The 22,426-nt window shown below is 68.7% G+C and carries 20 protein-coding genes; 17 read left to right on the top strand and 3 right to left on the bottom strand.

Annotated features, from left to right (window positions below; genetic code table 11):
• Positions 1-5 precede the first annotated feature (5 nt).
• The 15 genes from ACH442_RS35530 to ACH442_RS35460 all read left to right on the top strand — a co-directional run bounded on the left by ACH442_RS35530 (position 6) and on the right by ACH442_RS35460 (position 17,774).
• Positions 6-674 carry a NuoB/complex I 20 kDa subunit family protein gene (locus tag ACH442_RS35530; RefSeq protein ID WP_396342451.1) on the top strand — a complete coding sequence of 223 codons (669 nt, stop codon included), beginning with the start codon at positions 6-8 and terminating at the stop codon, positions 672-674.
• Positions 671-1,390, top strand: a complete 720-nt coding sequence (locus tag ACH442_RS35525; RefSeq protein WP_396342450.1) for an NADH-quinone oxidoreductase subunit C — start codon at positions 671-673, stop codon at positions 1,388-1,390. The genes ACH442_RS35530 and ACH442_RS35525 overlap by 4 nt, the downstream gene beginning before the upstream one ends.
• Positions 1,387-2,712: an NADH-quinone oxidoreductase subunit D gene (locus ACH442_RS35520; protein WP_396342449.1), complete on the top strand. Its 1,326-nt coding sequence runs from the start codon at positions 1,387-1,389 to the stop codon at positions 2,710-2,712. The genes ACH442_RS35525 and ACH442_RS35520 overlap by 4 nt, the downstream gene beginning before the upstream one ends.
• Entirely contained in the window at positions 2,712-3,773 is a 1,062-nt protein-coding gene (nuoE, locus tag ACH442_RS35515) for an NADH-quinone oxidoreductase subunit NuoE (protein WP_396342448.1), read from the top strand. Before ACH442_RS35520 ends, nuoE begins: the two co-directional genes overlap by 1 nt.
• The gene (gene nuoF, locus ACH442_RS35510; protein ID WP_396342447.1) at positions 3,770-5,086 is read left to right on the top strand and encodes an NADH-quinone oxidoreductase subunit NuoF; all 1,317 of its coding nucleotides are present in this window, start codon (positions 3,770-3,772) and stop codon (positions 5,084-5,086) included. Before nuoE ends, nuoF begins: the two co-directional genes overlap by 4 nt.
• Positions 5,086-7,620, top strand: coding sequence for an NADH-quinone oxidoreductase subunit G (locus tag ACH442_RS35505; protein WP_396342446.1), 2,535 nt, complete (start codon positions 5,086-5,088; stop codon positions 7,618-7,620). The genes nuoF and ACH442_RS35505 overlap by 1 nt, the downstream gene beginning before the upstream one ends.
• On the top strand, positions 7,617-8,984 hold the full coding sequence (gene nuoH, locus ACH442_RS35500; protein WP_396342445.1) for an NADH-quinone oxidoreductase subunit NuoH: 1,368 nt from the start codon (positions 7,617-7,619) through the stop codon (positions 8,982-8,984). Before ACH442_RS35505 ends, nuoH begins: the two co-directional genes overlap by 4 nt.
• A gap of 1 nt (position 8,985) precedes the next feature.
• Positions 8,986-9,579, top strand: a complete 594-nt coding sequence (gene nuoI / locus ACH442_RS35495; protein WP_396342444.1) for an NADH-quinone oxidoreductase subunit NuoI — start codon at positions 8,986-8,988, stop codon at positions 9,577-9,579.
• Positions 9,576-10,319: an NADH-quinone oxidoreductase subunit J gene (locus tag ACH442_RS35490; protein WP_396342443.1), complete on the top strand. Its 744-nt coding sequence runs from the start codon at positions 9,576-9,578 to the stop codon at positions 10,317-10,319. The genes nuoI and ACH442_RS35490 overlap by 4 nt, the downstream gene beginning before the upstream one ends.
• On the top strand, positions 10,316-10,615 hold the full coding sequence (gene nuoK / locus ACH442_RS35485; RefSeq protein WP_089295959.1) for an NADH-quinone oxidoreductase subunit NuoK: 300 nt from the start codon (positions 10,316-10,318) through the stop codon (positions 10,613-10,615). The genes ACH442_RS35490 and nuoK overlap by 4 nt, the downstream gene beginning before the upstream one ends.
• A gap of 10 nt (positions 10,616-10,625) precedes the next feature.
• The gene (gene nuoL, locus ACH442_RS35480; protein ID WP_396342442.1) at positions 10,626-12,551 is read left to right on the top strand and encodes an NADH-quinone oxidoreductase subunit L; all 1,926 of its coding nucleotides are present in this window, start codon (positions 10,626-10,628) and stop codon (positions 12,549-12,551) included.
• Positions 12,552-12,614: 63 nt separating this feature from the next.
• The gene (locus ACH442_RS35475) at positions 12,615-14,156 is read left to right on the top strand and encodes an NADH-quinone oxidoreductase subunit M (RefSeq protein ID WP_396342441.1); all 1,542 of its coding nucleotides are present in this window, start codon (positions 12,615-12,617) and stop codon (positions 14,154-14,156) included.
• Between the two features lie 2 nt (positions 14,157-14,158).
• Positions 14,159-15,691, top strand: a complete 1,533-nt coding sequence (gene nuoN / locus ACH442_RS35470; protein WP_396342440.1) for an NADH-quinone oxidoreductase subunit NuoN — start codon at positions 14,159-14,161, stop codon at positions 15,689-15,691.
• A gap of 84 nt (positions 15,692-15,775) precedes the next feature.
• On the top strand, positions 15,776-16,699 hold the full coding sequence (locus tag ACH442_RS35465; protein WP_396342439.1) for a pyridoxamine 5'-phosphate oxidase family protein: 924 nt from the start codon (positions 15,776-15,778) through the stop codon (positions 16,697-16,699).
• A gap of 115 nt (positions 16,700-16,814) precedes the next feature.
• A complete protein-coding gene (locus ACH442_RS35460; protein ID WP_396342522.1) occupies positions 16,815-17,774 on the top strand; it encodes a polyprenyl synthetase family protein in 960 nt (319 codons plus the stop codon).
• Positions 17,775-18,113: 339 nt separating this feature from the next.
• Here the strand turns inward: ACH442_RS35460 and ACH442_RS35455 are convergent, their stop codons facing one another.
• Positions 18,114-18,749 carry an MFS transporter gene (locus ACH442_RS35455; RefSeq protein ID WP_396342521.1) on the bottom strand — a complete coding sequence of 212 codons (636 nt, stop codon included), beginning with the start codon at positions 18,747-18,749 and terminating at the stop codon, positions 18,114-18,116.
• A gap of 494 nt (positions 18,750-19,243) precedes the next feature.
• Between ACH442_RS35455 and ACH442_RS35450 the strand changes: the two genes are divergently transcribed.
• On the top strand, positions 19,244-20,038 hold the full coding sequence (locus tag ACH442_RS35450) for an IclR family transcriptional regulator (protein WP_203748587.1): 795 nt from the start codon (positions 19,244-19,246) through the stop codon (positions 20,036-20,038).
• Between the two features lie 153 nt (positions 20,039-20,191).
• A complete protein-coding gene (locus ACH442_RS35445; protein WP_396342438.1) occupies positions 20,192-20,875 on the top strand; it encodes an anti-sigma factor family protein in 684 nt (227 codons plus the stop codon).
• A gap of 52 nt (positions 20,876-20,927) precedes the next feature.
• Here ACH442_RS35445 and rarD read toward each other — a convergent pair whose 3' ends face one another.
• A complete protein-coding gene (gene rarD, locus ACH442_RS35440; RefSeq protein WP_396342437.1) occupies positions 20,928-21,848 on the bottom strand; it encodes an EamA family transporter RarD in 921 nt (306 codons plus the stop codon).
• Between the two features lie 142 nt (positions 21,849-21,990).
• Positions 21,991-22,374: a phage holin family protein gene (locus ACH442_RS35435; RefSeq protein ID WP_396342436.1), complete on the bottom strand. Its 384-nt coding sequence runs from the start codon at positions 22,372-22,374 to the stop codon at positions 21,991-21,993.
• Positions 22,375-22,426 lie beyond the last annotated feature (52 nt).

The raw sequence follows: 22,426 nt of genomic DNA, 5'->3' as shown, positions 1-22,426 counted from the left end.
TAACCATGGGAATCGAAGAGAAGCTGCCCAGCGGCATCCTTCTGACCTCGGTCGAGAAGCTGTCGAACTGGGCCCGCAAGTCGTCGTTCTGGGGTGCGACCTTCGGCCTGGCCTGCTGTGCCATCGAGATGATGGCGGCCGGTGGCCCGCACTACGACCTCGGTCGCTGGGGCATGGAGGTGTTCCGCGCCTCGCCCCGCCAAGCGGACCTGATGATCGTGGCCGGCCGGGTCAGCCAGAAGATGGCCCCGGTGGTGCGCCAGATCTACGACCAGATGCCGGAACCGCGCTCGGTGATCTCGATGGGCGTCTGCGCCTCGTCCGGTGGCATGTTCAACAACTACGCCATCGTTCAGGGCGTCGACCACATCGTGCCGGTCGACATCTACCTCCCCGGGTGCCCGCCCAGGCCGGAGATGCTGATCGACGCGATCCTCAAGATGCGCGAGAAGGTCATGGCCCAGCCGCTCGGTCCCAACGGCCGCAAGATGCTGGAGCAGCGTCGCGCCGAGGGCAAGCTGCCACTCGTCGCGCCGGGCGCCATGCCGTCGTCCTACCGCGTGGACAAGCTCCGCCGCGCGGAATGGACGCAGGCCGTCAAGGAAGGCCGCGAGGAGCAATTGCGGATCGAGAACTGGATGAAACTCCAGCCGCATTTGCGGGAGGGCAAATGACAATTCGACCCGGAACTGAGGGTGACGCTCCCGTCACTGCATCGACAAATGCAAATCTGGGTGCGCCCGCGCAGACACCGCCCAGCCCCGATAAGGGGATGTTCGGCGTCAAAGGCACCGGCGACGTCTCCGGCTTCGGTCGTCTGGTCCGCCCCCGACCTGCTGTTTTTGACAGCCCACGGCCGTACGGCGGGTATTTCGACGACGTCTATGACGCGTTGGAGGAAGCTTATCCGGCCTTCTCCGAAGCCATCGAGAAAGTGGTGGTGGATAGGGCGGAACTCACACTTCACATCAGGCCCGAGAGAATCACGGATGTCTGTCAGGTAATGCGGGACGACGAGTCCCTGCGGTTCGAACTCTGCTCCTCCGTCGATGCGGTGGACTACCTGGGCAGCGACGAGCGGCGATTCCACATCTCTTATCAATTGACTTCGATGACGTACCGCCGGAGGGTCCGTCTCGAGGTGAGCGTCGCCGACGGCGTGCCCGTCCCGAGCGTCACCGGCGTCTACCCGACCGCCGACTGGCAGGAGCGGGAGATCTACGACATGTTCGGCGTCGTCTTCCCCGGCCACCCCAACCTCACCCGGATCTTGATGCCGGACGACTGGGAGGGCCATCCCCAGCGCAAGGACTACCCGCTCGGCGGGGTGCCCGTGGAATACAAGGGCGCCGAGATCCCGCCGCCCGACCAGCGGAGGGTCTACCAGTGACCACGTCGGAATACGCGAGCGCGCGAGAGACCACCGAGGGCCGGGTCTTCACGGTCACCGGCGGTGACTGGGACAGCGTCACGTCCAGCATCGACCCGCTCAGCAACGAGAAGATCGTCGTCAACATGGGTCCTCAGCACCCGTCCACGCATGGCGTGCTCCGGCTGGTGCTGGAGCTCGAGGGCGAGACGGTGACCGAGGCCCGGCCGGTGGTCGGTTACCTGCACACCGGCATCGAGAAGAACCTGGAGTACCGGACCTGGACCCAGGGCGTCACGTTCGTCACGCGGATGGACTACCTGTCCAACATGTCGAACGAGACGGCGTACTGCCTGGCGGTCGAGAAGCTGCTCGGCATCACCGATCAGATCACCGAACGCACGCAGACGATCCGGATCCTGTTCATGGAGCTGCAGCGGATCGCCTCGCACCTGGTCTGGCTGGCCACCACCGGCATGGAGCTCGGCGCGATCTCGATGATGCTGTACGGCTTCCGGGAGCGGGAGTACATCCTCGACATCTTCGAGGAGACCTCCGGCCTGCGGATGAACAACGGCTACATCCGCCCGGGCGGCCTCGCCCAGGACCTGCCCGACTCGGCGGTCAAGAAGATCCGCGACTTCCTCGTCTACCTGCCGAAGAAGCTCAAGGAATACGAGGCGATGCTCTCCGGCCAGGTGATCTGGCAGAAGCGCACGCAGGGAGTCGCCGTCCTGGACGTGACCGGCTGCCTCGCGCTCGGCATCACCGGGCCGGTGCTGCGCTCGGCCGGGCTGCCCTGGGACCTGCGCAAGACCATGCCGTACAGCGGGTACGAGACGTACGAATTCGACGTCCCGACCGCGACCACCGGTGACGTCTGGGGGCGCTATCTCGTCCGGCTGGCCGAGATCAAGGAGTCTCTCAAGATCGTCGAGCAGGCCCTCGACCGGCTCAAGCCCGGCCCGATCTGGGTCGCGGACAAGAAGATCGCGTGGCCGGCCCAGCTCGCGCTGGGGGTCGACGGTCTCGGCAACTCCCTGGAACACGTTGCCAAGATCATGGGCTCGTCGATGGAGTCGCTGATCCACCACTTCAAGCTGGTGACCGAAGGCTTCCGGGTTCCGCCTGGTCAAGTCTACGTTGCGGTCGAGCATCCGCGGGGCGAACTCGGCGTTCACGCGGTTTCCGACGGCGGCACCCACCCCTACCGGGTGCACTACCGCGAGCCGAGCTTCGTCAACCTCCAGGCCATCCCGGCGATGGCCGAGGGCGCGCTGCTCGCCGACGTCATCGCCGGCGGCGCGTCCCTGGACCCGGTGATGGGTGGGTGTGATCGCTGATGACTGAGCTTGCCAGGCGGCTTCGCCGCAACACAGAAGAAGCTGAAGAGCAGGTTGACTTCACCCCGGCGGCGGCTCCGCTCGCGGAGAAGCTGCTCGGGGCCGCGCAGGAGATCCTCGCTCGGTACCCGGCCGGCCGGGAGCGTTCGGCGCTGCTGCCGCTGCTGCACCTGGTGCAGACCGAGGAGGGGTACGTCAGCCCGGCCGGCGTCGCGTTCTGCGCCGAGATCCTGGGAATCAACAAGGCCCAGGTCGGCGCGGTCGCCACCTTCTACACCATGTACAAGCGCCGGCCCACCGGGGAATACCTGGTCAGCGTCTGCACCAACACCCTCTGCAACGTGCTCGGCGGGCAGGAGGTCTACGACACGTTGACCGAGCACCTCGGCGTCGGCCACGACGAGACCACCGCCGACGGGCGGATCACGCTGGAGCACGCCGAGTGCCTCGCGGCCTGCGACTACGCGCCGGTGGTGACGGTCAACTACGACTTCACCGTCGACCAGGCCACGCCGGAGTCCGCGGTCGCACTGGTCGACAGCCTGACCAACGGTGAACGGCCCACCCCGGCCCGCGGTGCCCGGATCTGCTCGCTCAAGGAGATGCAGTACCAGCTGGCCGGTTTCGCCGACCCGCGCGAGGGCGCGGTCGGTGACGGCGTGGCCGGGGCGCCGACCCTGCGCGGGGTCCGGCTCGCCGAGCAGCACGGGATCGCGGTGGCCGGCTTCAACCTGGACACCCCGATCACCAAGACCAAGCCGGCCCGCGAGGAGCAGCCGGGCAAGGTCGCGACAGCGGTCCAGGCAGTCAAGTCCGCGGCGGGCGCGGTCGTCGAGAAGGCGGGCTCGGTGGCCGGGAAGGCGCGCGGGTCGAAGACCGAGGACCCCCAGGTGCGTACCGCCGCGCTACGCAACCCCACCGCGAGTGAGCCGGCGAAGCCGGAGGCCCAGGCCGGTGCGACCACCGCCGTGGCGGGCAACGCGCCGGCCGGTGACGGCAAACCGGCCGGGGACAGCCCGCGTACGCCGGACCCGACCCGTGGCTCGGAGGAGGAGAAATGACCCAACCCCGGCCGGAGGTGCTCCAGAAGCTCACCCCGGTGCTCACCAAGCGCTGGCTCTCGCCGGACGCCTGGCAGATCGGCGTCTACGAACGGCTCGACGGTTACCAGGCGGTCCGCAAGGCGCTCGACGTCCACCCGGACGACCTGATCCAGCTGATCAAGGACTCCGGGCTGCGTGGACGTGGTGGCGCAGGCTTCCCCACCGGGCTCAAGTGGGGGTTCATCCCGCAGGGCGACGGCAAGCCGCACTACCTCGTGATCAACGCGGACGAGGGCGAGCCGGGCACCTGCAAGGACCTTCCGCTGATGACGTACGACCCGCACTCGCTCGTGGAGGGCGCGATCATCGCGTCGTACGCGATCCGGGCGAACCGGGCGTTCATCTACATCCGCGGTGAGGCGGTGCACGCCGCTCGGCGGCTGCGCAACGCGGTCAAGGAGGCGTACGCCGCCGGTTACCTCGGCGAGAACATCCTCGGTTCCGGGTTCGACCTGGAGCTGGTGGTGCACAGCGGCGCCGGTGCGTACATCTGCGGCGAGGAGACCGCGCTGCTCGACTCCCTGGAAGGGTTCCGCGGCCAGCCCCGGCTGCGCCCGCCGTTCCCGGCCATCGCCGGCCTGTATGCCAGCCCGACCGTGGTCAACAACGTCGGGACGATCGCCAGCGTGCCGTACATCGTGCTGGGCGGCGCCGACTGGTGGAAGAGCATGGGCACCGAGAAGTCGGCCGGCCCGATGATCTACTCGCTCTCCGGACGGGTGGTCAATCCCGGACAGTACGAGTGCGGCCTCGGCATCACCCTGCGCGAGCTGATCGAGCTGGCGGGCGGGATGCAGCCGGGTCACAACCTCAAGTTCTGGACACCGGGCGGCTCGTCCACGCCGCTGCTGACCGCCGAGCACATCGACACCGCGATGGACTTCGAGGGTGTCGCGGCGGCCGGTTCGATCCTCGGCACCACGGCGATGCAGATCTTCTCCGACCAGGACTGCCCGGTCTACAACACGTGGCGCTGGCTGGAGTTCTACCACCACGAGTCCTGCGGCAAGTGCACCCCGTGCCGGGAGGGCAACTACTGGATGGTGCGCACGTACCGGCGGATCCTCGCCGGTCATGGCACCTACGCCGACCTGGACACGCTGCAGGACACCGCGGACAACATCTTCGGCCGGTCCTTCTGCGGCCTCGGTGACGGCGCGGCCACGCCGGTCGTCTCGACGCTCAAGTGGTTCCGGGACGACTACCTCGGTTACATCGAGGGCCGCACGGCGCCGCGGCTCTCCGAGAAGTCCCTCGTAGGAGCGCACTGATGACCGACGTAGCGAAGAGGGCCGCTGAGCCCAGCAGCGGCGCGGACCCTAAGAAAACGGATCTGGTCACGCTGACGATCGACGGGGTCGAGGTCCAGGCCGAGAAGGGCGAGCTGGTCATCCGGGTCGCCGAGCGGATGGGGATCGCGATCCCGCGGTTCTGCGACCACCCGCTGCTGGCCCCGGCCGGCGCCTGCCGCCAGTGCCTGGTCGAGGTGGAGGGCCAGCGCAAGCCGGTCGCTTCCTGCACCCAGACAGTGGCCGAAGGCATGATCGTGAAGACCCAGCTCAGCTCGCCGGTCGCGGCCAAGGCCCAGGCCGGCGTGATGGAGCTGCTGCTGATCAACCACCCGCTGGACTGCCCGACCTGCGACAAGGGCGGCGAGTGCCCGCTGCAGAACCAGGCGATGAGCACCGGCCGCGCCGACTCCCGGTTCCACGAGCACAAGCGGGAGTACGAGAAGCCGATCCACATCTCCAGCCAGGTGCTGCTGGACCGGGAACGTTGCGTGCTCTGCCAGCGCTGCACCCGGTTCTCCGAGGAGATCGCCGGGGACAAGTTCATCGACCTGATGGACCGCTCCTCCGGTGAGCAGATCAACGTCTACCGCGACGACTTCTTCGGCGGCGCGGGCACCGGAGACGGCCAGGTCGGTGAGGGTGCGGGGGACGTCGCGTTCAACTCGTACTTCTCCGGCAACACCATCCAGATCTGCCCGGTCGGCGCGCTCACCGGTGAGCAGTACCGGTTCCGCGCCCGCCCGTTCGACCTGGTCTCCTCGCCGACCAGCTGCGAGCACTGCGCGGCTGGCTGCTCGATGCGAGCCGACCACCGCCGCGGGAAGGTGCTGCGCCGGCTCGCCGGTGACGACCCGGCGGTCAACGAGGAGTGGAACTGCGACAAGGGTCGGTGGGGTTTCCGTTACTCCACGGCCATCGACCGGATCACCACGCCGCTGGTGCGGGACTCGCGCACCGGGCAGCTGCGCGAGGCGTCGTGGAGTGAGGCGCTGGTCGCCGCCGCGGAGGGACTTCGCGCGGCCCGGGACCGGGGCGTCGGGGTGCTCCCGGGCGGCCGGCTGACGGTGGAGGACGCGTACGCGTACGCCAAATTCGCTCGTCTGGTTCTCCACACCAACGACGTGGACTTCCGGGCCCGCCCGGTGCGGGCCACCGGCTCCCCGATCGGGGTCACCGAGGAGGCGGACTTCCTGGCCGCCGCGGTCGCCGGCACCTCGGACGTCACGTATGCCGACGTGGAGAACGCCCCGTCGGCCCTGATCGTGGGTCTGGAGCCGGAGGAGGAGTGCCCGATCCTCTTCCTGCGCCTCCGCAAAGCGCACAGCAAGAGGACCCTGCAGGTCACCGCGGTAGCGCCGTTCCTGTCCCGGGGCTTCGAGAAGCTCGGTGCCGCGCTCGTCGCGGCGGTCCCGGGCGACGAGGCCCGGCTGCTGAACACCGACCCGGCGGTCGCCGCGGCGCTCAGCGCGCCGGGCAGCCTCCTGCTGGTCGGCGAGCGGCTGGCCACCGTGCCGGGCGGGCTCTCCGCGGCGGCGGCACTGGCTGCGCGGACCGGAGCGCGCCTGGCCTGGGTGCCGCGCCGGGCCGGTGACCGGGGCGCGCTGGACGCCGGCTGCCTGCCGAACCTGCTGCCGGGCGGTCGTCCGGTCAGCGACCCGTCGGCCCGCGCCGAGCTCTCCCTCTCCTGGTCCGTCGACGGCGGCACGCTGCCGAACAGGCCGGGCCGGGACGTCGACGCGATCATCGCGGCGGCGGCCGACGGGACGCTGGGCGGCCTGCTGGTCGGCGCGGTCGACCCGGGTGACCTGGCCGACCCGGTCCTCGCCGAGCAGGCCCTGGACGCGGTTCCCTTCCTGGTCAGCCTGGAACTGCGCCACAGCGCGGTGACCGAGCGGGCCGACGTGGTGCTGCCGATCGCCCCGGCGGTGGAGAAGTCCGGCACCTACATGGACTGGGAGGGCCGGCTGCGGTCCTTCGAGACGGTCCTGCGTGGGAGCACCGCCCTGACCGACGGCCGGGTGCTGGAGGCGATCGCGGCGCTGCTCGACATCACCCTGAACACCGGGGACGTGCAGGCGGTCCGCCGTGAGCTGGGCACCATGCCGGCCAGCACGGCGCGCGCCGAGCTGCCGGCGGTCGCCGCCGGGGACCTCGCCGAGCCGGGTGAGCGGGCCGCGGTGCTGGCCACCTGGCATCAGCTGATCGACCTGGGCTCGCTGCTGGACGGCGACGAGGTGCTGGCCGGCACGGCCCGGCCGCCGGTCGTCCGGCTCGGCAAGGAGCTGGCCGAGCAGCTGCGGGTCGCCGACGGTGACCTGCTGACGGTCCGCACCGACCGCGGCTCGGTGACCCTGCCGGCCGCGATCGCCGACCTGCCCCGGCAGGTGGTGTGGCTGCCGACGAACTCGCCGGGCTCGACGGTGCGCCGCAGCCTCGGCGTCACCGCAGGCTCGGTGGTCCGGTTGTCGGCCGGTCTGCCCGGCCCGATTCTCGCCGAGGGAGTTGACCAGTGATCGACATTCTCGCGGCGCACGCGGAGGACCCGACCCTGCAGTCGTTCGAACAGGACGTCTGGTGGATCGTGCTGATCAAGCTGGTCGGCCTGTTCGTCCTGCTCCTGCTGCTGACCCTGTTCACGATCAACTATGAGCGCAAGGTCGTGGCCCGGATGGCGGTCCGGCCGGGCCCCAACCAGGTCGGCTTCCGCGGCTATCTGACCTCACTGAGCGACGGCCTGAAACTGCCGTTCAAAGAAGAGATCATTCCGCGTACGGCGGACAAGGTCGTCTACTTCATCGCCCCGGTGATCTCGGCGACGACCGCGTTCACGGCGTTCGCGGTGATCCCGTTCGGTGGCGTGGTGAACATGTTCGGTCACCGCACCGCGCTGCAGCTCACCGATGTGCCGGTCTCCGTGCTGGTGCTGCTGGCCTGCTCGTCGATGAGCGTCTACGGCGTGGTGCTGGCCGGCTGGGCGTCCGGGTCGACGTACCCGCTGCTGGGTGCTCTGCGATCCAGTGCGCAGATGATCTCGTACGAGGTCGCCATGGGTCTGTCGATCGTCGCGGTCTTCATGACCGCCGGGTCGATGAGCACCTCGGAGATCGTGAAGGCGCAGGCCTCCGGTGATCCCACGACGATCTTCGGCGTGCAGATCACCATGCCCGGCTGGTACTGCCTGCAGCTGCTGCCGAGCTTCCTGATCTACGTGATCTCCGCGGTCGGCGAGACCAACCGGGCGCCGTTCGACCTGCCCGAGGCGGAGTCCGAACTGGTCGGCGGTTTCCACACGGAGTACTCGTCGTTCAAGTTCGCGCTCTTCTTCCTCGCCGAGTACATCAACATGATCACCGTGTCGGCGTTCTGCACGACGCTGTTCCTGGGCGGCTGGCGGGCCCCGTGGCCGATCACCGCGATCTGGTCCGGCGCCAACTCCGGCTATTTCGCCCTGATCTGGTTCTTCCTCAAGGTGTTCGTGCTGCTCTTCGGCTTCATCTGGCTGCGGGCCACGCTGCCCCGGATGCGTTACGACCAGTTCATGCGGTTCGGCTGGAAGGTTCTGATCCCGATCAACCTGGTCTGGATCCTCTTCCTGTCCTACTTCAAGATCGCCCGCAGTGGCGCGCTCTCCAACGAGGTCCGGTGGATCTCGACCGGAGCGATCGCGCTGGTCGTGCTCATCGTCGCCTGGGCCTGGCCGTCGAAGGAGAAGCCCAAGCAACGCTCCATCGAGGAGGAACTGGCTCGCCGCCCACCCGGAAGCTTCCCGGTCCCTCCGATGGACCTGCAGGTCCCCCCGAGCCCGCGTGCCCGCCGTGCGGTCGCCGAGCGCGCCCCGGCCGCCGTGGGCGGCGACTCCGAGTCGAAGGAGGTGTGACGTGAACACGGTGACCGGCTCCTTCAAAGGCTTCGGCGTGACCTTCGCGCACATGTTCCGCAAGGTGATCACCACCGACTACCCGTTCTCGCCACCCAAGCCGGCGCCGCGCTACCACGGGCGGCACATCCTCAACCGGCACCCGGACGGCCTGGAGAAGTGCATCGGCTGCGAGCTGTGCGCCTGGGCCTGCCCGGCCGACGCGATCTACGTCGAAGGCGGGGACAACACCGACGAGCAGCGCTTCTCGCCGGGTGAGCGGTACGCGAAGATCTACCAGATCAACTACACCCGGTGCATCTTCTGTGGACTGTGCATCGAGGCCTGCCCGACCCGCTCGCTGACCATGAGCAACGAGTACGAGCTGGCCCGCGACAGCCGCCAGGATCTGATCTTCACGAAGGAGCAGCTCCTGGCCCCGCTGATGGTCGGGATGGAGCAGCCACCGCACCCGATGCGCCTGGGCGAGACCGACAAGGACTACTACGTCGGCGCGCTCACCAACCCGGGCACCTCGGCCGGCGCCGAGCGCGCGCCGTGGGCGACGAATGACGCGGAGGACACCGCGACGACGTCGAAGGACGGTGCGGCATGACCCAGGTGTCCACCGGCGAGGCCGTCGCCTTCTGGATCCTCGGCCCGCTCGCGGTGCTCGGGGCGCTCGGCATGGTGCTGGCCCGCAACGCGGTGCACTCCGCGCTGTGCCTGGTCGTCACGATGCTGAACCTCGGCATCCTGTACGTGATCAACCAGGCCCCGTTCCTCGGCTTCGTGCAGATCATCGTCTACACCGGCGCGATCATGATGCTGTTCCTGTTCGTGCTGATGCTGGTCGGCCGGGACGCCTCCGACTCGCTGATCGAGACGCTGCGCGGGCAGCGGGTCGCGGCGATCCTGCTCGGCTTCGGCTTCGCGGCCCTGGTCGGCACGGGGGTGGCCCGCGGCCTGCAGGACACCCCGACGGTGGGCCTGACCGAGGCCAACCAGAACGGGAACGTCCAGGGCCTGGCCGCGCTGCTGTTCACCAAGTACGTCTACGCCTTCGAGGTCACGTCCGCGCTGCTGATCACGGCGGCGGTCGGCGCGATGATCCTGGCCCACGTCGAGCGGGCCAAGGGCGACCGCGCCGATCAGGTGACCCGGATGAAGGAACGGTTCCGCCCGGGCAACTACCCCGGACCGAAGCCGGGCCCGGGCGTCTACGCGAACACCATGTCGGTGGCCGCGCCGGCGCGACTGCCCGACGGCAACGGCACCGAGAACAGCATCTCGCCGATCCTGCCGGTCCGGGAGTTGACGGCCTCCGAGGTCGCACCGAAGGGAACCGAGAAGTGACCCCCGACTATTACCTCATCCTCGCGTCGATCCTGTTCACCATCGGGGCGGCCGGCGTGCTGGTCCGGCGCAACGCGATCGTCCTGTTCATGTGCATCGAGCTGATGCTGAACGCGGCGAACCTGGCGCTGGTCACCTTCAGCCGGATCAACGGTGGCCTGGACGGGCAGATCATCTCGTTCTTCGTGATGGTCGTCGCCGCCGCCGAGGTCGTGGTCGGCCTCGCCATCATCATGTCGATCTTCCGGACTCGGCGCTCCGCGAGCGTCGACGACGCGAACCTCCTGAAGTACTGAAGGGGCTGTCGTGGAACAAGTGGACTACGCCCCGGCGACGGGAGTGTTGAGCAGCATCTGGCTGCTCGTGGCCATCCCGCTGGCCAGTGCGGCGATCCTGCTCCTGCTGGGCCGGCGCGCCGACAAGTGGGGGCACTGGCTCGGCGTGCTGGCGGTGGCCGCGTCGTTCGTACTCGGGCTGATCTTCTTCATCAAGCTCGGCGGCCTCGACGCCGAGCACCGGTCGGCTCAGCTGAGCCTCTTCGACTTCATCGACGTCGGAAGCCTGAAGGTCGACTTCGGGCTGCTCTTCGACCCGCTCTCCGGGGTCTTCGTCCTGCTGATCACCGGTGTCGGCTCGTTGATCCACCTGTACGCGGTCGGGTACATGGAGCACGACGCGGGCCGGCGGCGGTTCTTCGCCTACTTCAACCTGTTCGTCGCGGCGATGCTCCTGCTCGTCCTCGGCAACAACTACGTGATGCTGTACTTCGGGTGGGAGGGCGTCGGTGTCGCGTCGTACCTGCTGATCTCCTTCTGGTACACGCGCCCGTCGGCGGCGACCGCCGGCAAGAAGGCGTTCCTGATGAACCGGGTCGGCGACGCCGGCCTGGCCGTCGGCGTGTTCCTGATGTTCACGACGGTCGGCAGCACGCAGTACGACAAGGTGTTCAGCAGCGTCGGCGGGATGAGCGCGACGATCGTGCTGGTCATGGGTCTGCTCCTGCTGCTCGGCGCGGCCGGTAAGTCCGGTCAGTTCCCGCTGCAGGCCTGGCTGCCGGACGCGATGGAGGGCCCGACCCCGGTCTCCGCCCTCATCCACGCCGCGACCATGGTCACCGCCGGGGTCTACCTGATCGCCCGGTCCAACCCGATCTTCACCGCGAACGAGACGCTGCAACTGGTGGTGGTCAGCGTCGGTGCGCTGACGCTGCTGATCGGCTGCGTCATCGGCGCCGCGAAGGACGACATCAAGCGGGTCCTGGCCTGGTCCACGGTCAGCCAGATCGGTTACATGTTCCTCGGTGTCGGGCTCGGCGGCGCGGCGTACGCGCTGGCGATCGTCCACCTGCTGGCGCACGGCTTCTTCAAGGCCAACATGTTCCTCGGGGCCGGCTCGGTCATGCACGGCATGCACGACCAGGTCGACATCCGGCGGTTCGGTGCGCTGGCCAAGCCGATGCGGATCACCTGGATCACGTTCGCCACCGGCTGGCTGGCGATCATCGGCATTCCGCCGCTCTCCGGCTTCTTCTCCAAGGAGCCGATCATCGCGGCCGCCTTCGAGCGGGAGACGACCTGGCAGGCCTGGACGTTCGGGTTGGCGGCACTGATTGGTGCCGGGCTGACCGCGTTCTACATGACCCGGTTGTTCGTGCTGACGTTCCACGGCCCGGCCCGCTGGACCGAGGAGAACCAGCACCCGCACGAATCCCCGGCGATCATGACGATCCCGCTGATCCTGCTGGCGGTCGGCTCGGTCGCGGCCGGCTGGCTGATGAGCACGACCGTGCCGGACTGGCTCACCCCGGTCTTCGGCGAGGAACAGGCCGAGGCCACCGGTGTCCTGTCGCACACGGTGATCACCATCCTGTCGATCGTGGTCACGCTCATCGGTGCGGGCCTGGCCTGGGCAATGTTCCGGCGCGGAACCGCACTGCAGCCCGAACCGGCCGGGATCGTGGTCACCGCGGCCCGGCGCAACCTCTACACCGACGCGTTCAACGAGGCGGTGTTCGAGCGGCCCGGCATCTACCTCACCCGCGCCCTGGTCTACCTGGACAACCGGGGCGTCGACGGTCTGGTCAACGGGCTGGCGGCGGGGGTGGGCGGCGGCTCCGGGCGGCTCCGGCGGCTGCAGACCGGATTCGTCCGGTCCTACGCCCTCTCCATGCTCACCGGCGCGATGCTCGTGGTCGGCGCCTTCCTCGCGATCCAGTTGGGGTGGCTGGCGTGACGAACATCTTTCGGACGGAAGCGGACATGACCGGCAACCTTTGCTACGGACGGAGGCCGAAAAATGTTCGCTGACTTCCCGTTCCTCTCTGTCCTCACGCTCTTGCCGCTGGTCGGCGCTGGTGTGGTCGCGGCCATCCCGCGAGCCAAGGCGGAACTCGCCAAGCTGGTCGCGCTGGTCTGGTCGCTGGTCGTGCTGGTGCTCAGCATCCTGATGTGGGCCGCCTACACGGTCGACAGCAGCGACCGCTTCCAGTTCCACGAGTCCTACTCCTGGATCCCGGCCTGGGGCGCCGACTTCACGTTCGCCGCGGACGGCATCGCGCTGGTCATGCTGATGCTGGTCGCGGTGCTGTTCCCGATCGTGATCCTGGCGTCCTGGCACGACGTGGACCAGAGCCGGCGGTCCGCGCCGACCTACTTCGCCCTGCTGCTGGCCTTCGAGTTCACCATGATCGGGGTGTTCGCCGCGGCGGACATCTTCCTGTTCTATGTGTTCTTCGAGATCATGCTGATCCCGATGTACTTCATCATCGGTTCCTTCGGTGCCGGCCAGAAGCAGTACGCCGCGGTCAAGTTCTTCCTCTACAGCCTGGTCGGCGGCCTGTTCATGCTGGCCTCGGTGATCGGGCTGTGGGTGGTCGGTGGCCACACGTTCGACTTCGTCGAGCTGGTCAAGGCCGGCCCGTCGATCGACACGAACACCGCGCGGTGGCTGTTCCTCGGCTTCTTCGTGGCGTTCGCGATCAAGGCGCCGTTCTTCCCGTTCCACACCTGGCTGCCGGACTCCGGTGGTGCCGCCCCGGCCGGCGCGGCCGCGCTGCTGGTCGGCGTGATGGACAAGGTCGGCACGTTCGGCCTGCTGCGTTACTGCCTCTCGCTGTTCCCGGAGGCGTCGCGCTGGTTCGCCCCGACCGTCCTGGTGCTGTCGGTGATCGGCATCATCTACGCGGCGCTGCTGGCGGTCGGGCAGAACGACCTGAAGCGCCTGGTGTCGTACACGTCGATCGCGCACTTCGGTTTCATCGGCATCGGCATCTTCGCGTTCACCACGCAGGGCGGCACCGGCTCGGTGCTCTACATGGTCAACCACGGTCTGGCCACCGGCCTGCTCTTCATCGTGGTCGGCATGTTCGTCGCCCGGCGCGGGTCGTCGCTGGTCAGCGACTTCGGCGGGGCCGGCAAACTGGTGCCGGCGCTGGCCGGGGTGCTGTTCTTCGCCGGTCTCGCGTCACTGGCGCTGCCCGGCACCGCCCCGTTCGTCAGTGAGTTCCTCGTGCTGATCGGCACGTTCAGCACCCACAAGACGTACGCGGTGATCGCCACCGCCGGCATCGTGCTGGCCGCGGCGTACGTCCTCTGGATGATCCAAAGGACCACGCAGGGCACCCTGAATCCGGCTCTGGACGAGGTCCCGGCGATGCGCAAGGACCTCAGCCTGCGGGAGAAGGTGGTCGTCGCCCCGCTGATCCTGCTGCTGCTGGTGCTCGGCTTCTACCCGAAACCGGTCACCGACGTGATCAACCCCGCGGTGCAGAAGACCCTTCAGGACGTCGGCACGCAGGACCCGACCCCGACGGTCGCGGACGGAAAGGCTGGCCGGTAACCATGGGAGAGCTGAAACTGCCTGCGATCGACTACGGCGCACTGGCGCCCATGTTGATCCTCTTCGGCGTGGCCTGCGCCGGGATCCTCGTCGAGGTTCTCGTGCCACGCCGGCTCCGTAACGTCGTACAGCTGTCGCTGGCCCTTCTGGGTGTGGTCGCGGCACTGACCGTGCTGATCGTCAACCGGAACCTGCGGATCGTCACGATCGGCGGCGCGGTCGCGTTCGACGGGCCGACGATCTTCCTGCAGGGCGCGATCCTGGTGCTCGGGGGCGTGTCGCTGCTGATGATCGGCGAGCGATCGGTGGAGGCCGGTGGCGCGTTCGTCGCCCAGGCCGCCGTCGTGGTCGGCTCGGACAAGGACAGCCGGCAGTCGACCGGCCAGCCCGGTCTGACCGAGGTGTACCCGCTGGCCGCGTTCGCGCTCGGCGGCATGCTGCTCTTCGTCGCCGCGAACGACCTGCTCACCATGTTCGTGGCACTGGAGGTCTTCTCGCTGCCGCTGTACCTGCTGTGCGCGCTGGCCCGTCGCCGGCGGCTGCTCAGCCAGGAGGCCGCGCTCAAGTACTTCCTGCTCGGGTCGTACGCCTCGGCGTTCTTCCTGTTCGGCGTCGCCCTGCTCTACGGCTACGCCGGTGGGGTGCAGCTCAGCGTCGTCCACGACGCGGTCAGCAATCCGCAGCACAGCCAGCTGCTGCTCTACGGCGGCCTGGGCCTGGTCGCGATCGGGCTGCTCTTCAAGAGCGCGCTCGCCCCGTTCCACGTCTGGACGCCGGACGTCTACCAGGGTGCACCGACCCCGATCACCGCGTTCATGGCGGCCTGCACCAAGGTCGCGGCGTTCGGGGCCCTGCTCCGCGTGCTCTACGTGGCGTTCGAGGGGGTCCGCTGGGACTTCCAGCCGGTGCTGGGCACGGTCGCGGTGCTGACCATGTTCCTCGGCGCGATCCTGGCGGTCACCCAGACCGACATGAAGCGCCTGCTGGCGTACTCGTCGATCGCCAACGCCGGTTACCTGATGGTCGGGGTGCTCGCGCTCAACGACGCCGGGCTGAGCAGCACGATGCTCTACCTGGTGGCGTACGGCTTCTCGGTCCTCGGCGCGTTCGCCGTCGTGAGCCTGGTCCGGGACTCGGACGGCGAGGCCACCCACCTGTCCCGCTGGGCCGGGATCGGGCGCAAGAGCCCGCTGCTGGCCGGCGTGTTCACGCTCATCCTGCTCGCTTTCGCCGGCATCCCGCTGACCAGTGGCTTCACGGCCAAGTTCGCGGTCTTCGGGGCGGCGATCGAGGGCGGCCAGACCTGGATGGTCATCTTCGGCGTGGTCAGCAGCATGCTGATCGCCTTCCCGTACCTGCGGGTCGTCGTGCTGATGTGGCAGTCCGAGCCGGGCGAGTCCACGCCGTCGGTCTCCATCCCGGGCTTCCTCACCTCGGCCGCGCTGGGCCTCGGGGTGCTCGTGACGATCGCGCTCGGCGTGTTCCCGGCGCCGCTGATCGACCTGACGCGGGAGGCCTCTCACTTCGTCCGGTAAAGCGTGCTGCGCAACGGCTCCGGCATCGCGCCGGAGCCGTTGCGCGTTTGACGGGCATCAACGAGATCCACTTAGGATTCGCCCGTGAATGCGCTGCCCGCTGTGATCGACGCCTACCGCACCTGCGAACTGGCGACCCTGACCAAGGACGGTTCGCCGGTCGCGTGGCCCACCTCGGGCCTGCGACTCGACGACGGGACGTTCCTGCTGAGCACGTCGCTCGGTTACCCGCAGAAGGCGTACAACGTCCGCCGGGACGGCCGGGTGGCGCTGCTCTTCTCCGAGCCGCTGGGGAGCGGCCTGGAAGCGCCGGAGCAGATCCTGGTGCGCGGTGTCGCCACCTGCCCCGACGAGGTGCACGTGGAGCCGGTCGGTGACCTGGGGCGGCTCTGGGCGCTCCTGATGGAGCGCCAGCCGTCGAGCCAGAGGTACCTCAACTGGCCGACCAACAAGATGACCGATTTCTATTACATGCGCCTCAAGATCATCGTCAAGCCGGCCGAGGTGGTCACCCGCCCACTGCCGGCCGCCGTCAACGCGGTCGCCGACGGTGCCCGGCCCGGCCCTCTCGTCGGCGCCGACGTGCTGGCGCATTACCCGACCGTCGTCCTCATCGCGGTCGACGCCGAGGGCGCCCCGACGCTCGTGCGGACCACGATCTCCGCCGAGGCCGATGGCTACCGCGTCGAAGTGCCTGACGATGCCACGGTCGCCGCGGGGCCGGCCGGTCTGCTCGTGCACCGGCACGACGAGAAACTGTGGAATCTACACAACGCCAACGTGCGAGGGTCGCTTGTCGCCGACGAGAAGGGCTGGCTGCTTCGCCCGTCGAAGCTGGTCGAACCGGGTCGGCGGAGCAAGGCGAGCGTGCTCGACCCGATTCGGATCGGGCGTGAGTGCCAGGCCACGACTCGCCGCTATCTGGAACGCCGGAACCTGACCCGGCCGTCCATCCCGTGGGACGCCTATCGCGCCATCCGGGCGAGCCTCCCGAAAAGCAATTCTTGATCTTGTGAGTCGTACCCCTGGGACAGAAACCGGCGGGCCGGTATGGCATCGTTGGAGCGTGGTGAGCACCGGTGATCTGACGTTGTCGTCGCTGGGCCTCGACGTCGATCCCGTGATGGACGCGTCGGTGTCAGCGACGCTGGCCGCCGTCGAGGAAGCGCTGCGGGTTCGCGTCGCCAGCGCCGACCCGCTGGTGACCGAGGCCGCACGCCATCTCGCCGACGCCGGCGGCAAGCGGCTGCGCCCGATCCTGGTCGCGCTCGCCGCCCAGTTCGGCGACCCGACCCGCCCCGAGCTCATCGACGCGGCCAACGTGGTCGAGCTCACCCACCTGGCCACGCTCTACCACGACGACGTCATGGACGAGGCGCCGGTCCGCCGCGGCACCCCCAGCGCCAACACGCGCTGGGGCAACTCGGTGGCCATCCTGGTCGGTGACTACCTGTTCGCGCAGGCCGCGGAGCTGGCCGCCAAGCTCGGCACCGAGGCGGTGCACCTGCAGGCGCAGACGTTCTCCCGCCTCGTGCACGGCCAGATCGCCGAAACCGTCGGCCCGCGCGACCGCGACCCCATCGCGCACTACCTACAGGTCATCGCGGACAAGACCGGTTCGCTGATCGCCACCGCGGCCCGCTTCGGCGGCCTCTTCTCCGGCGCCCGCCCCGAGGTCGTGGAGGCCCTGGCCGGCTACGGCGAGATCATCGGCCTGGTCTTCCAGCTCTCCGACGACCTGCTCGACATCGCCTCCGAGTCGGTCCAGTCCGGCAAGACCCCCGGCACCGACCTGCGCGAAGGCGTGCCCACGCTGCCCGTCCTCTACGCGCTCGCCGGCGACGACGCCGACCCGGCCGCCGTCCGCCTCCGCGAGCTGCTCTCCGCCGGCCCGATCACCGACGACACACTGCACGCCGAGGCGCTCACCCTGCTGCGCGAGTCCGCCGCGATGAAGCAGGCCCGGGAAACCGTCCGCGGATACGCCGACGAGGCGCAGGCCCGCCTGGCGCCTCTGCCCGACGGCGAGGCGAAGCGCGCGATGACAAGCCTCTGCGACTACATCGCCGACCGCACGAACTGACCCCCGCCGGCCGCCGCTGCCGGTGGTTGCGGTTTCATGCAAGACCTTTATGTCCCAGGTCCGCTGTGGTCCTTCTCCGCCGCTCCCGCGGGGACCCTTCCGGGCCGAGCAGGGCGCGGGGCGCCCAGAACGCTCGGCCCTCCAGGGCGGCCTCCGTGGGTGGGCGCGGTCAGAGCACAAAACCCCGTAACGGTCGTCGCGCGCCCGGAAACGGTCCGCCGTCGTACGTCCGAAGCGCTTGAGTCCTGAAGCCGATCCCAGCTGCAGCCCATGGCGTCAGGTTCAGTGCCCCGAAGGGTCGACGTCTGACCGGAATGAGCAAAACGCCTGGTAGAAGGGTTATCCACAGGCCATCCACACGGTCTCGCGATTTCTGGCACGCTGGTTATTGGGATCGCCCCCTGGGCGGATGAGCGCGCCCCCGCCCGGTGCCGACAGCAGTGCCAGTCCCAGGGCGCCGCAGGCGAGCAGCGCAGCGATCGTGCCTACTTGCCGGTCGGGTCTCCGGTCGGCTTGGGCGCCGCCGGTGATCCGGGCGAGCCCGCAGATCGCCCCGCCGAGGGTGAGCGCGAGGCCGGCCTGGGCGGGGTCGATGCCGTGGGCGACCGCCGACGACACGAGGAACATGCCGAGCGCGTTCGCCGACCCGGCCGCGAGCGTCGCCGCGAGTCCGATAACGGTCAGCGCACCGATCGCTTGGCCGTGCTCGTGGGTTGGTCGTGGGGCGGTCGGTTCGACGGGGACGAGCCGGATCGCCGCGCATGCGAGCAGGCCGGCCAGGACGAAGGCCCACCGCCAGCCGATGGTCAGCGCGACGGCCGGCACGGCCGCGCCGGCCAGCAATGTGCTGATCGGGATGGCGGCCTGTTTCACGCCGAATGTCAGGCCTTGGCGGTGCGCCGGGACTCGGCGGGACAGGCTGGTGTTGCTGCCGAGCTGGCCCATGGCGTTGCCGGCTGCGCCCATGGCGAGGATCGCGATGAGGCTCCACAGTGATCGGGCGGCGACGGCGACGGCGAGCAGGGCGGTGGCGGAGAGCCGATGCCGGCCCGGGAGACCCTGGTTGCGCCGTAGCGTTCGACGAGGGCGCCGGCGGAGATCGACGCGAGTGCGCTTGCTCCGAAGTAGGCGGAGACGACGAGTCCGAGCCCGGCCGGGCTGAATTGAAGATCGTCGCCCACCTGAACGGCCAGGCCGCCGACCAGGAAGACCGGTATCGAAACAGAAACGGTCGTGGTAAGGGCCCCGACCGTCGCCCGCCGGGCGTTTTGCCTGCTGAGGGCGGCTTTCTGCGGGCGATTCTAACCAGATGGCATCGGACGCAGACTAAGCCAATTCGGGCAGGTTCGGACACGCCCCGTTCTATTGATCACACCCGCTGTGCAAATCGATCGTGATCCACATGCTTTTGGCATTCCGTCGACGTGAGTTTCTTCATATGGTGTAAGTCCCTGGCCTCGGAGGTAGCTGTGCGTGACCCCCTAGCGGAGCCGTCAGATCTCATCCGGAGCGTGTCGCGGGCCCTGCGTGTGCTGGAGTCGGTCGGCCGGGCTCCGCGCGGGCTCACGGTGAAACAGATCGCCCGGCGCTGCGAGCTGACCGTCGCGACGACGTATCACCTCGTGCGCACGCTGGCCTATGAGGGCTATGTGATTCGCCGTGAGGACGGGACGTACATCGTCGGGCTGGAGATCGCGGATCGATATCGCGAGCTCGTCTCGGCGTTCCGTGGTCCACCGGCGGTCGGCGACGCGCTGCGCCGGGCCGCGCTCGACACCGGGTACAGCCACTATCTGGGCCGGTTCGTCGGCGGCCGGATCGCGGTGACCGCGTCGGCCGAGGGCGCGCGTTCACCGTTCCTGGACGATGTCGCGCCCGGCTTCGACGAGGGCGGTCATGCGACCGCGCTGGGCAAGGCGCTGCTGGCCACGCTCACGCCCGACCAGCGGTCGCGATATCTGCGGGACTACGGGATGCGGGCGTTCACCCCGACCACGCTGACCACGCCGGAGGCGCTCGAGGCGGATCTCGCGGCGGGGGAGCGACGCGGCATGCAGATCGAGATGGGGCAGTTCCGGCAGGGGCTGGCCTCGGCCGCCGTGGTCGTCGTGGCGGATCGGGACATGGAGCGGCGACTGGTGCTCGCCTGTTCGATGCCGGCCGCCGAGATGCTGACGTCGGCGCGGGTGGTGCGGGCGAAATTGACCGCGGCCGCGCGGAATGTCGCCGAGGCTCTCTCCGGCGGCGAGTCCGCCACCGCCTGACACATTTATTTCGGGATGTTTCCGCAGCCCCGGGAGTTTTGAGTGACCGAATCGCTACAGCTTGAGGTGCGGCTTTAAGAGATATTTGAACCTCCCCGGCGCCTGTCGCGTACCAGAGTGCGGACGACCTGAGCCGGCTGAAGGCAGGACGAGATGCGCTGTGAGGACGGGCACGACGACGCCGCGTACGTCCTCGGCGCGCTGTCACCGGCGGAGCGTGCGGCCTACGAGCGGCACCTCGCCACGTGCTCGTTCTGTCGCGAGGCGGTCGCCGACCTGTCCCGTGTGCCGGACATGCTGGATCGCCTCGACGCCGACGAGTTCGCGCGGCTGCTGGACCCCGGGCTGACCGACCGGCCGCCGGAGCGGTCCTACTCGGTGACGTCTCCACACCCGGCTGCGCCGCGATCAAAGACTTTTCCCGTACGGGTGTTGAGCACCGTGGCCGCGGTGCTTCTCATCGTGATGCTCGGCGGTGGGGTCACGCTGTGGTTGATGAACCGGCCGGCCGCGGGAAGTGGCGCCGGTGGCCCGGCCGTGGCGATGACCGCGGTGGACCCGCAGACCCCGATCACGGCGACGATCCGGACCATCGGGACGTCGGGCGGGACGAAGGTGGAGATGGTCTGCTCGTACGACGCGTCCGGGAAGCCGTACACGTTCCGGCTGATCGCGTACGGGCCGGACGACCAGAGTGAGCAGCTCGGGTCGTGGACACCCGAGCCCGGGGCCGAGTTCCCGATGCAGGGGGTCACGCACTTCGCGGTGGGGAGTATCGACCACCTGGATCTGGTGCGGTTCGACGGCAAGATCATGCTGACGTATCGACCGCGCTGAGCTTTCCCGGTCGGTGCGGTGCTCACGGCGTACCGCCTCGGGGGTTTGATCGTCAGGCGGAAGCGGCAGTGGCCTCGGCGGCTGCGCGGGAGCGGGCCGTGGCGCGGGCACTGCGCAGGCCGTCGGCGGTGAAGATGATCAGCGCGATCCAGACCAGGCCGAAACCGGCGAGGCGGGCGGCCGGCATCGGCTCGTGGTAGATCAGGACGCCGCAAGCGAGCTGCAGGATCGGCGCGATGTACTGCAGAATGCCGAGGCCGACCAGCGGCACCCGGTTGGCCGCGCCGGCGAAGAGCAGCAGCGGGACCGCGGTGGCGATGCCGGAGAACAGCATCAGCGCCGTGTGCAGCGCCGAGACGTGACCGAACTTCGCGCCGCCGTCCAGGTTCAGCCAGGTCAGATAGCCGAGCGCGGGCAGCGACAGCACCGCCGACTCGATGAACAGGCCCTCGGCCGGCGGCAGTGACATGCGCTTCTTGATCAGGCTGTACGAGCCGAACGACGCGGCCAGGATCAGCGCGATGTACGGCAGGTGCCCGTAGTCGATCGTGAGGATCGCGACCGCGAGCCCGCCGACGCCGACCGCGATCCACTGCCAGGTGCGCAGCCGTTCACGCTGGACGGTGACACCGAGCAGGACCACGACCAGCGGGGTGATGAAGTAGCCGAGCGCGGTCTCGACGACCCGCGACGAGTTCACGCCGTAGATGTAGGTCGCCCAGTTGACGCCGATCAGCAGGCCGGCCAGGACGACGCCGCCGAGCAGGCGTGGGGTGCGCACGATGCGGCCGAGGAACGCCCAGTTGCGCATCACCGTCAACAGCAGCGCCACGAAGACGACCGACCAGATCACGCGGTGGGACAGGATCTCCAGGGGCGGCGACGGCTGGAGCAGCTTGAAGTAGATCGGGAAGAAACCCCAGATCGCGTACGCCGTGAAGCCGTACAGATATCCGCGCCGCTCGTCGCTCATGCCCTCACCGTAAGGGCGTTCCGGTAACACGGTCCTTGCATATGTTCCAGGTCACGAGGCCAATCGATGACGTCTGGCCCGCGGATGCACGAGGAGAGCGGGGCGCCGCCTCGGCACCCCGCTCTTCTGGTGACACCGGCTCCTAGTCGTCGCCGCCGTCGGGGACGAGCATGTTGAGCACCCAGCTCACGATGCCGACCAGCAGCGCGCCGAGAACCGCGGACGGCCAGAAGTGATCGACGTGGAAGCCCAGGTCGAACTGGCCCGCGATCCAGCTGGTCAGCATGAACAGCAGGCCGTTCACGACCACGGCGATGAGGCCGAGCGTGAAGACGTAGAGCCCGCAGCCGACCGTCTTGATGATCGGTCGCAGAACCGCGTTCACCAGACCGAAGATCGCCGCGACGGCGAGGAGCGTGCCGGCCTTACCGGTCGTGCTGCCGGCGGTGAGGTCGATCCCGTCGATGACGAGGGTCGCGATCCACAGCGAGACCGCCGTGATCACGAGCCGGATGATGATGCCCATGGCAGGGGATCGTGCCACGGCGGTGCCACCGTTGGGTACGACACTCCGCGAT

This window comes from Actinoplanes sp. NPDC020271 (assembly GCF_044388125.1).
In the GTDB taxonomy this organism is placed as follows: Bacteria; Actinomycetota; Actinomycetes; order Mycobacteriales; family Micromonosporaceae; genus Actinoplanes.
The sequence above is the reverse complement of the archived record's forward strand: the minus strand, read 5'-3'. Positions and strand labels throughout refer to the sequence as shown.

Excerpts from the sequence above, each read along its gene's own strand:
- ACH442_RS35490 (WP_396342443.1), top strand. The coding sequence starts at position 9,576 with ATGACCCAGGTGTCCACCGGCGAGGCCGTCGCCTTCTGGATCCTCGGC.
- nuoE (WP_396342448.1), top strand. The coding sequence starts at position 2,712 with ATGACTGAGCTTGCCAGGCGGCTTCGCCGCAACACAGAAGAAGCTGAA.
- nuoF (WP_396342447.1), top strand. The coding sequence starts at position 3,770 with ATGACCCAACCCCGGCCGGAGGTGCTCCAGAAGCTCACCCCGGTGCTC.
- ACH442_RS35445 (WP_396342438.1), top strand. The coding sequence starts at position 20,192 with ATGCGCTGTGAGGACGGGCACGACGACGCCGCGTACGTCCTCGGCGCG.
- ACH442_RS35525 (WP_396342450.1), top strand. The coding sequence starts at position 671 with ATGACAATTCGACCCGGAACTGAGGGTGACGCTCCCGTCACTGCATCG.
- ACH442_RS35475 (WP_396342441.1), top strand. The coding sequence starts at position 12,615 with ATGTTCGCTGACTTCCCGTTCCTCTCTGTCCTCACGCTCTTGCCGCTG.
- ACH442_RS35530 (WP_396342451.1), top strand. The coding sequence starts at position 6 with ATGGGAATCGAAGAGAAGCTGCCCAGCGGCATCCTTCTGACCTCGGTC.
- ACH442_RS35460 (WP_396342522.1), top strand. The coding sequence starts at position 16,815 with ATGGACGCGTCGGTGTCAGCGACGCTGGCCGCCGTCGAGGAAGCGCTG.
- ACH442_RS35435 (WP_396342436.1), bottom strand. The coding sequence starts at position 22,374 with ATGGGCATCATCATCCGGCTCGTGATCACGGCGGTCTCGCTGTGGATC.
- rarD (WP_396342437.1), bottom strand. The coding sequence starts at position 21,848 with ATGAGCGACGAGCGGCGCGGATATCTGTACGGCTTCACGGCGTACGCG.
- ACH442_RS35505 (WP_396342446.1), top strand. The coding sequence starts at position 5,086 with ATGACCGACGTAGCGAAGAGGGCCGCTGAGCCCAGCAGCGGCGCGGAC.
- nuoN (WP_396342440.1), top strand. The coding sequence starts at position 14,159 with ATGGGAGAGCTGAAACTGCCTGCGATCGACTACGGCGCACTGGCGCCC.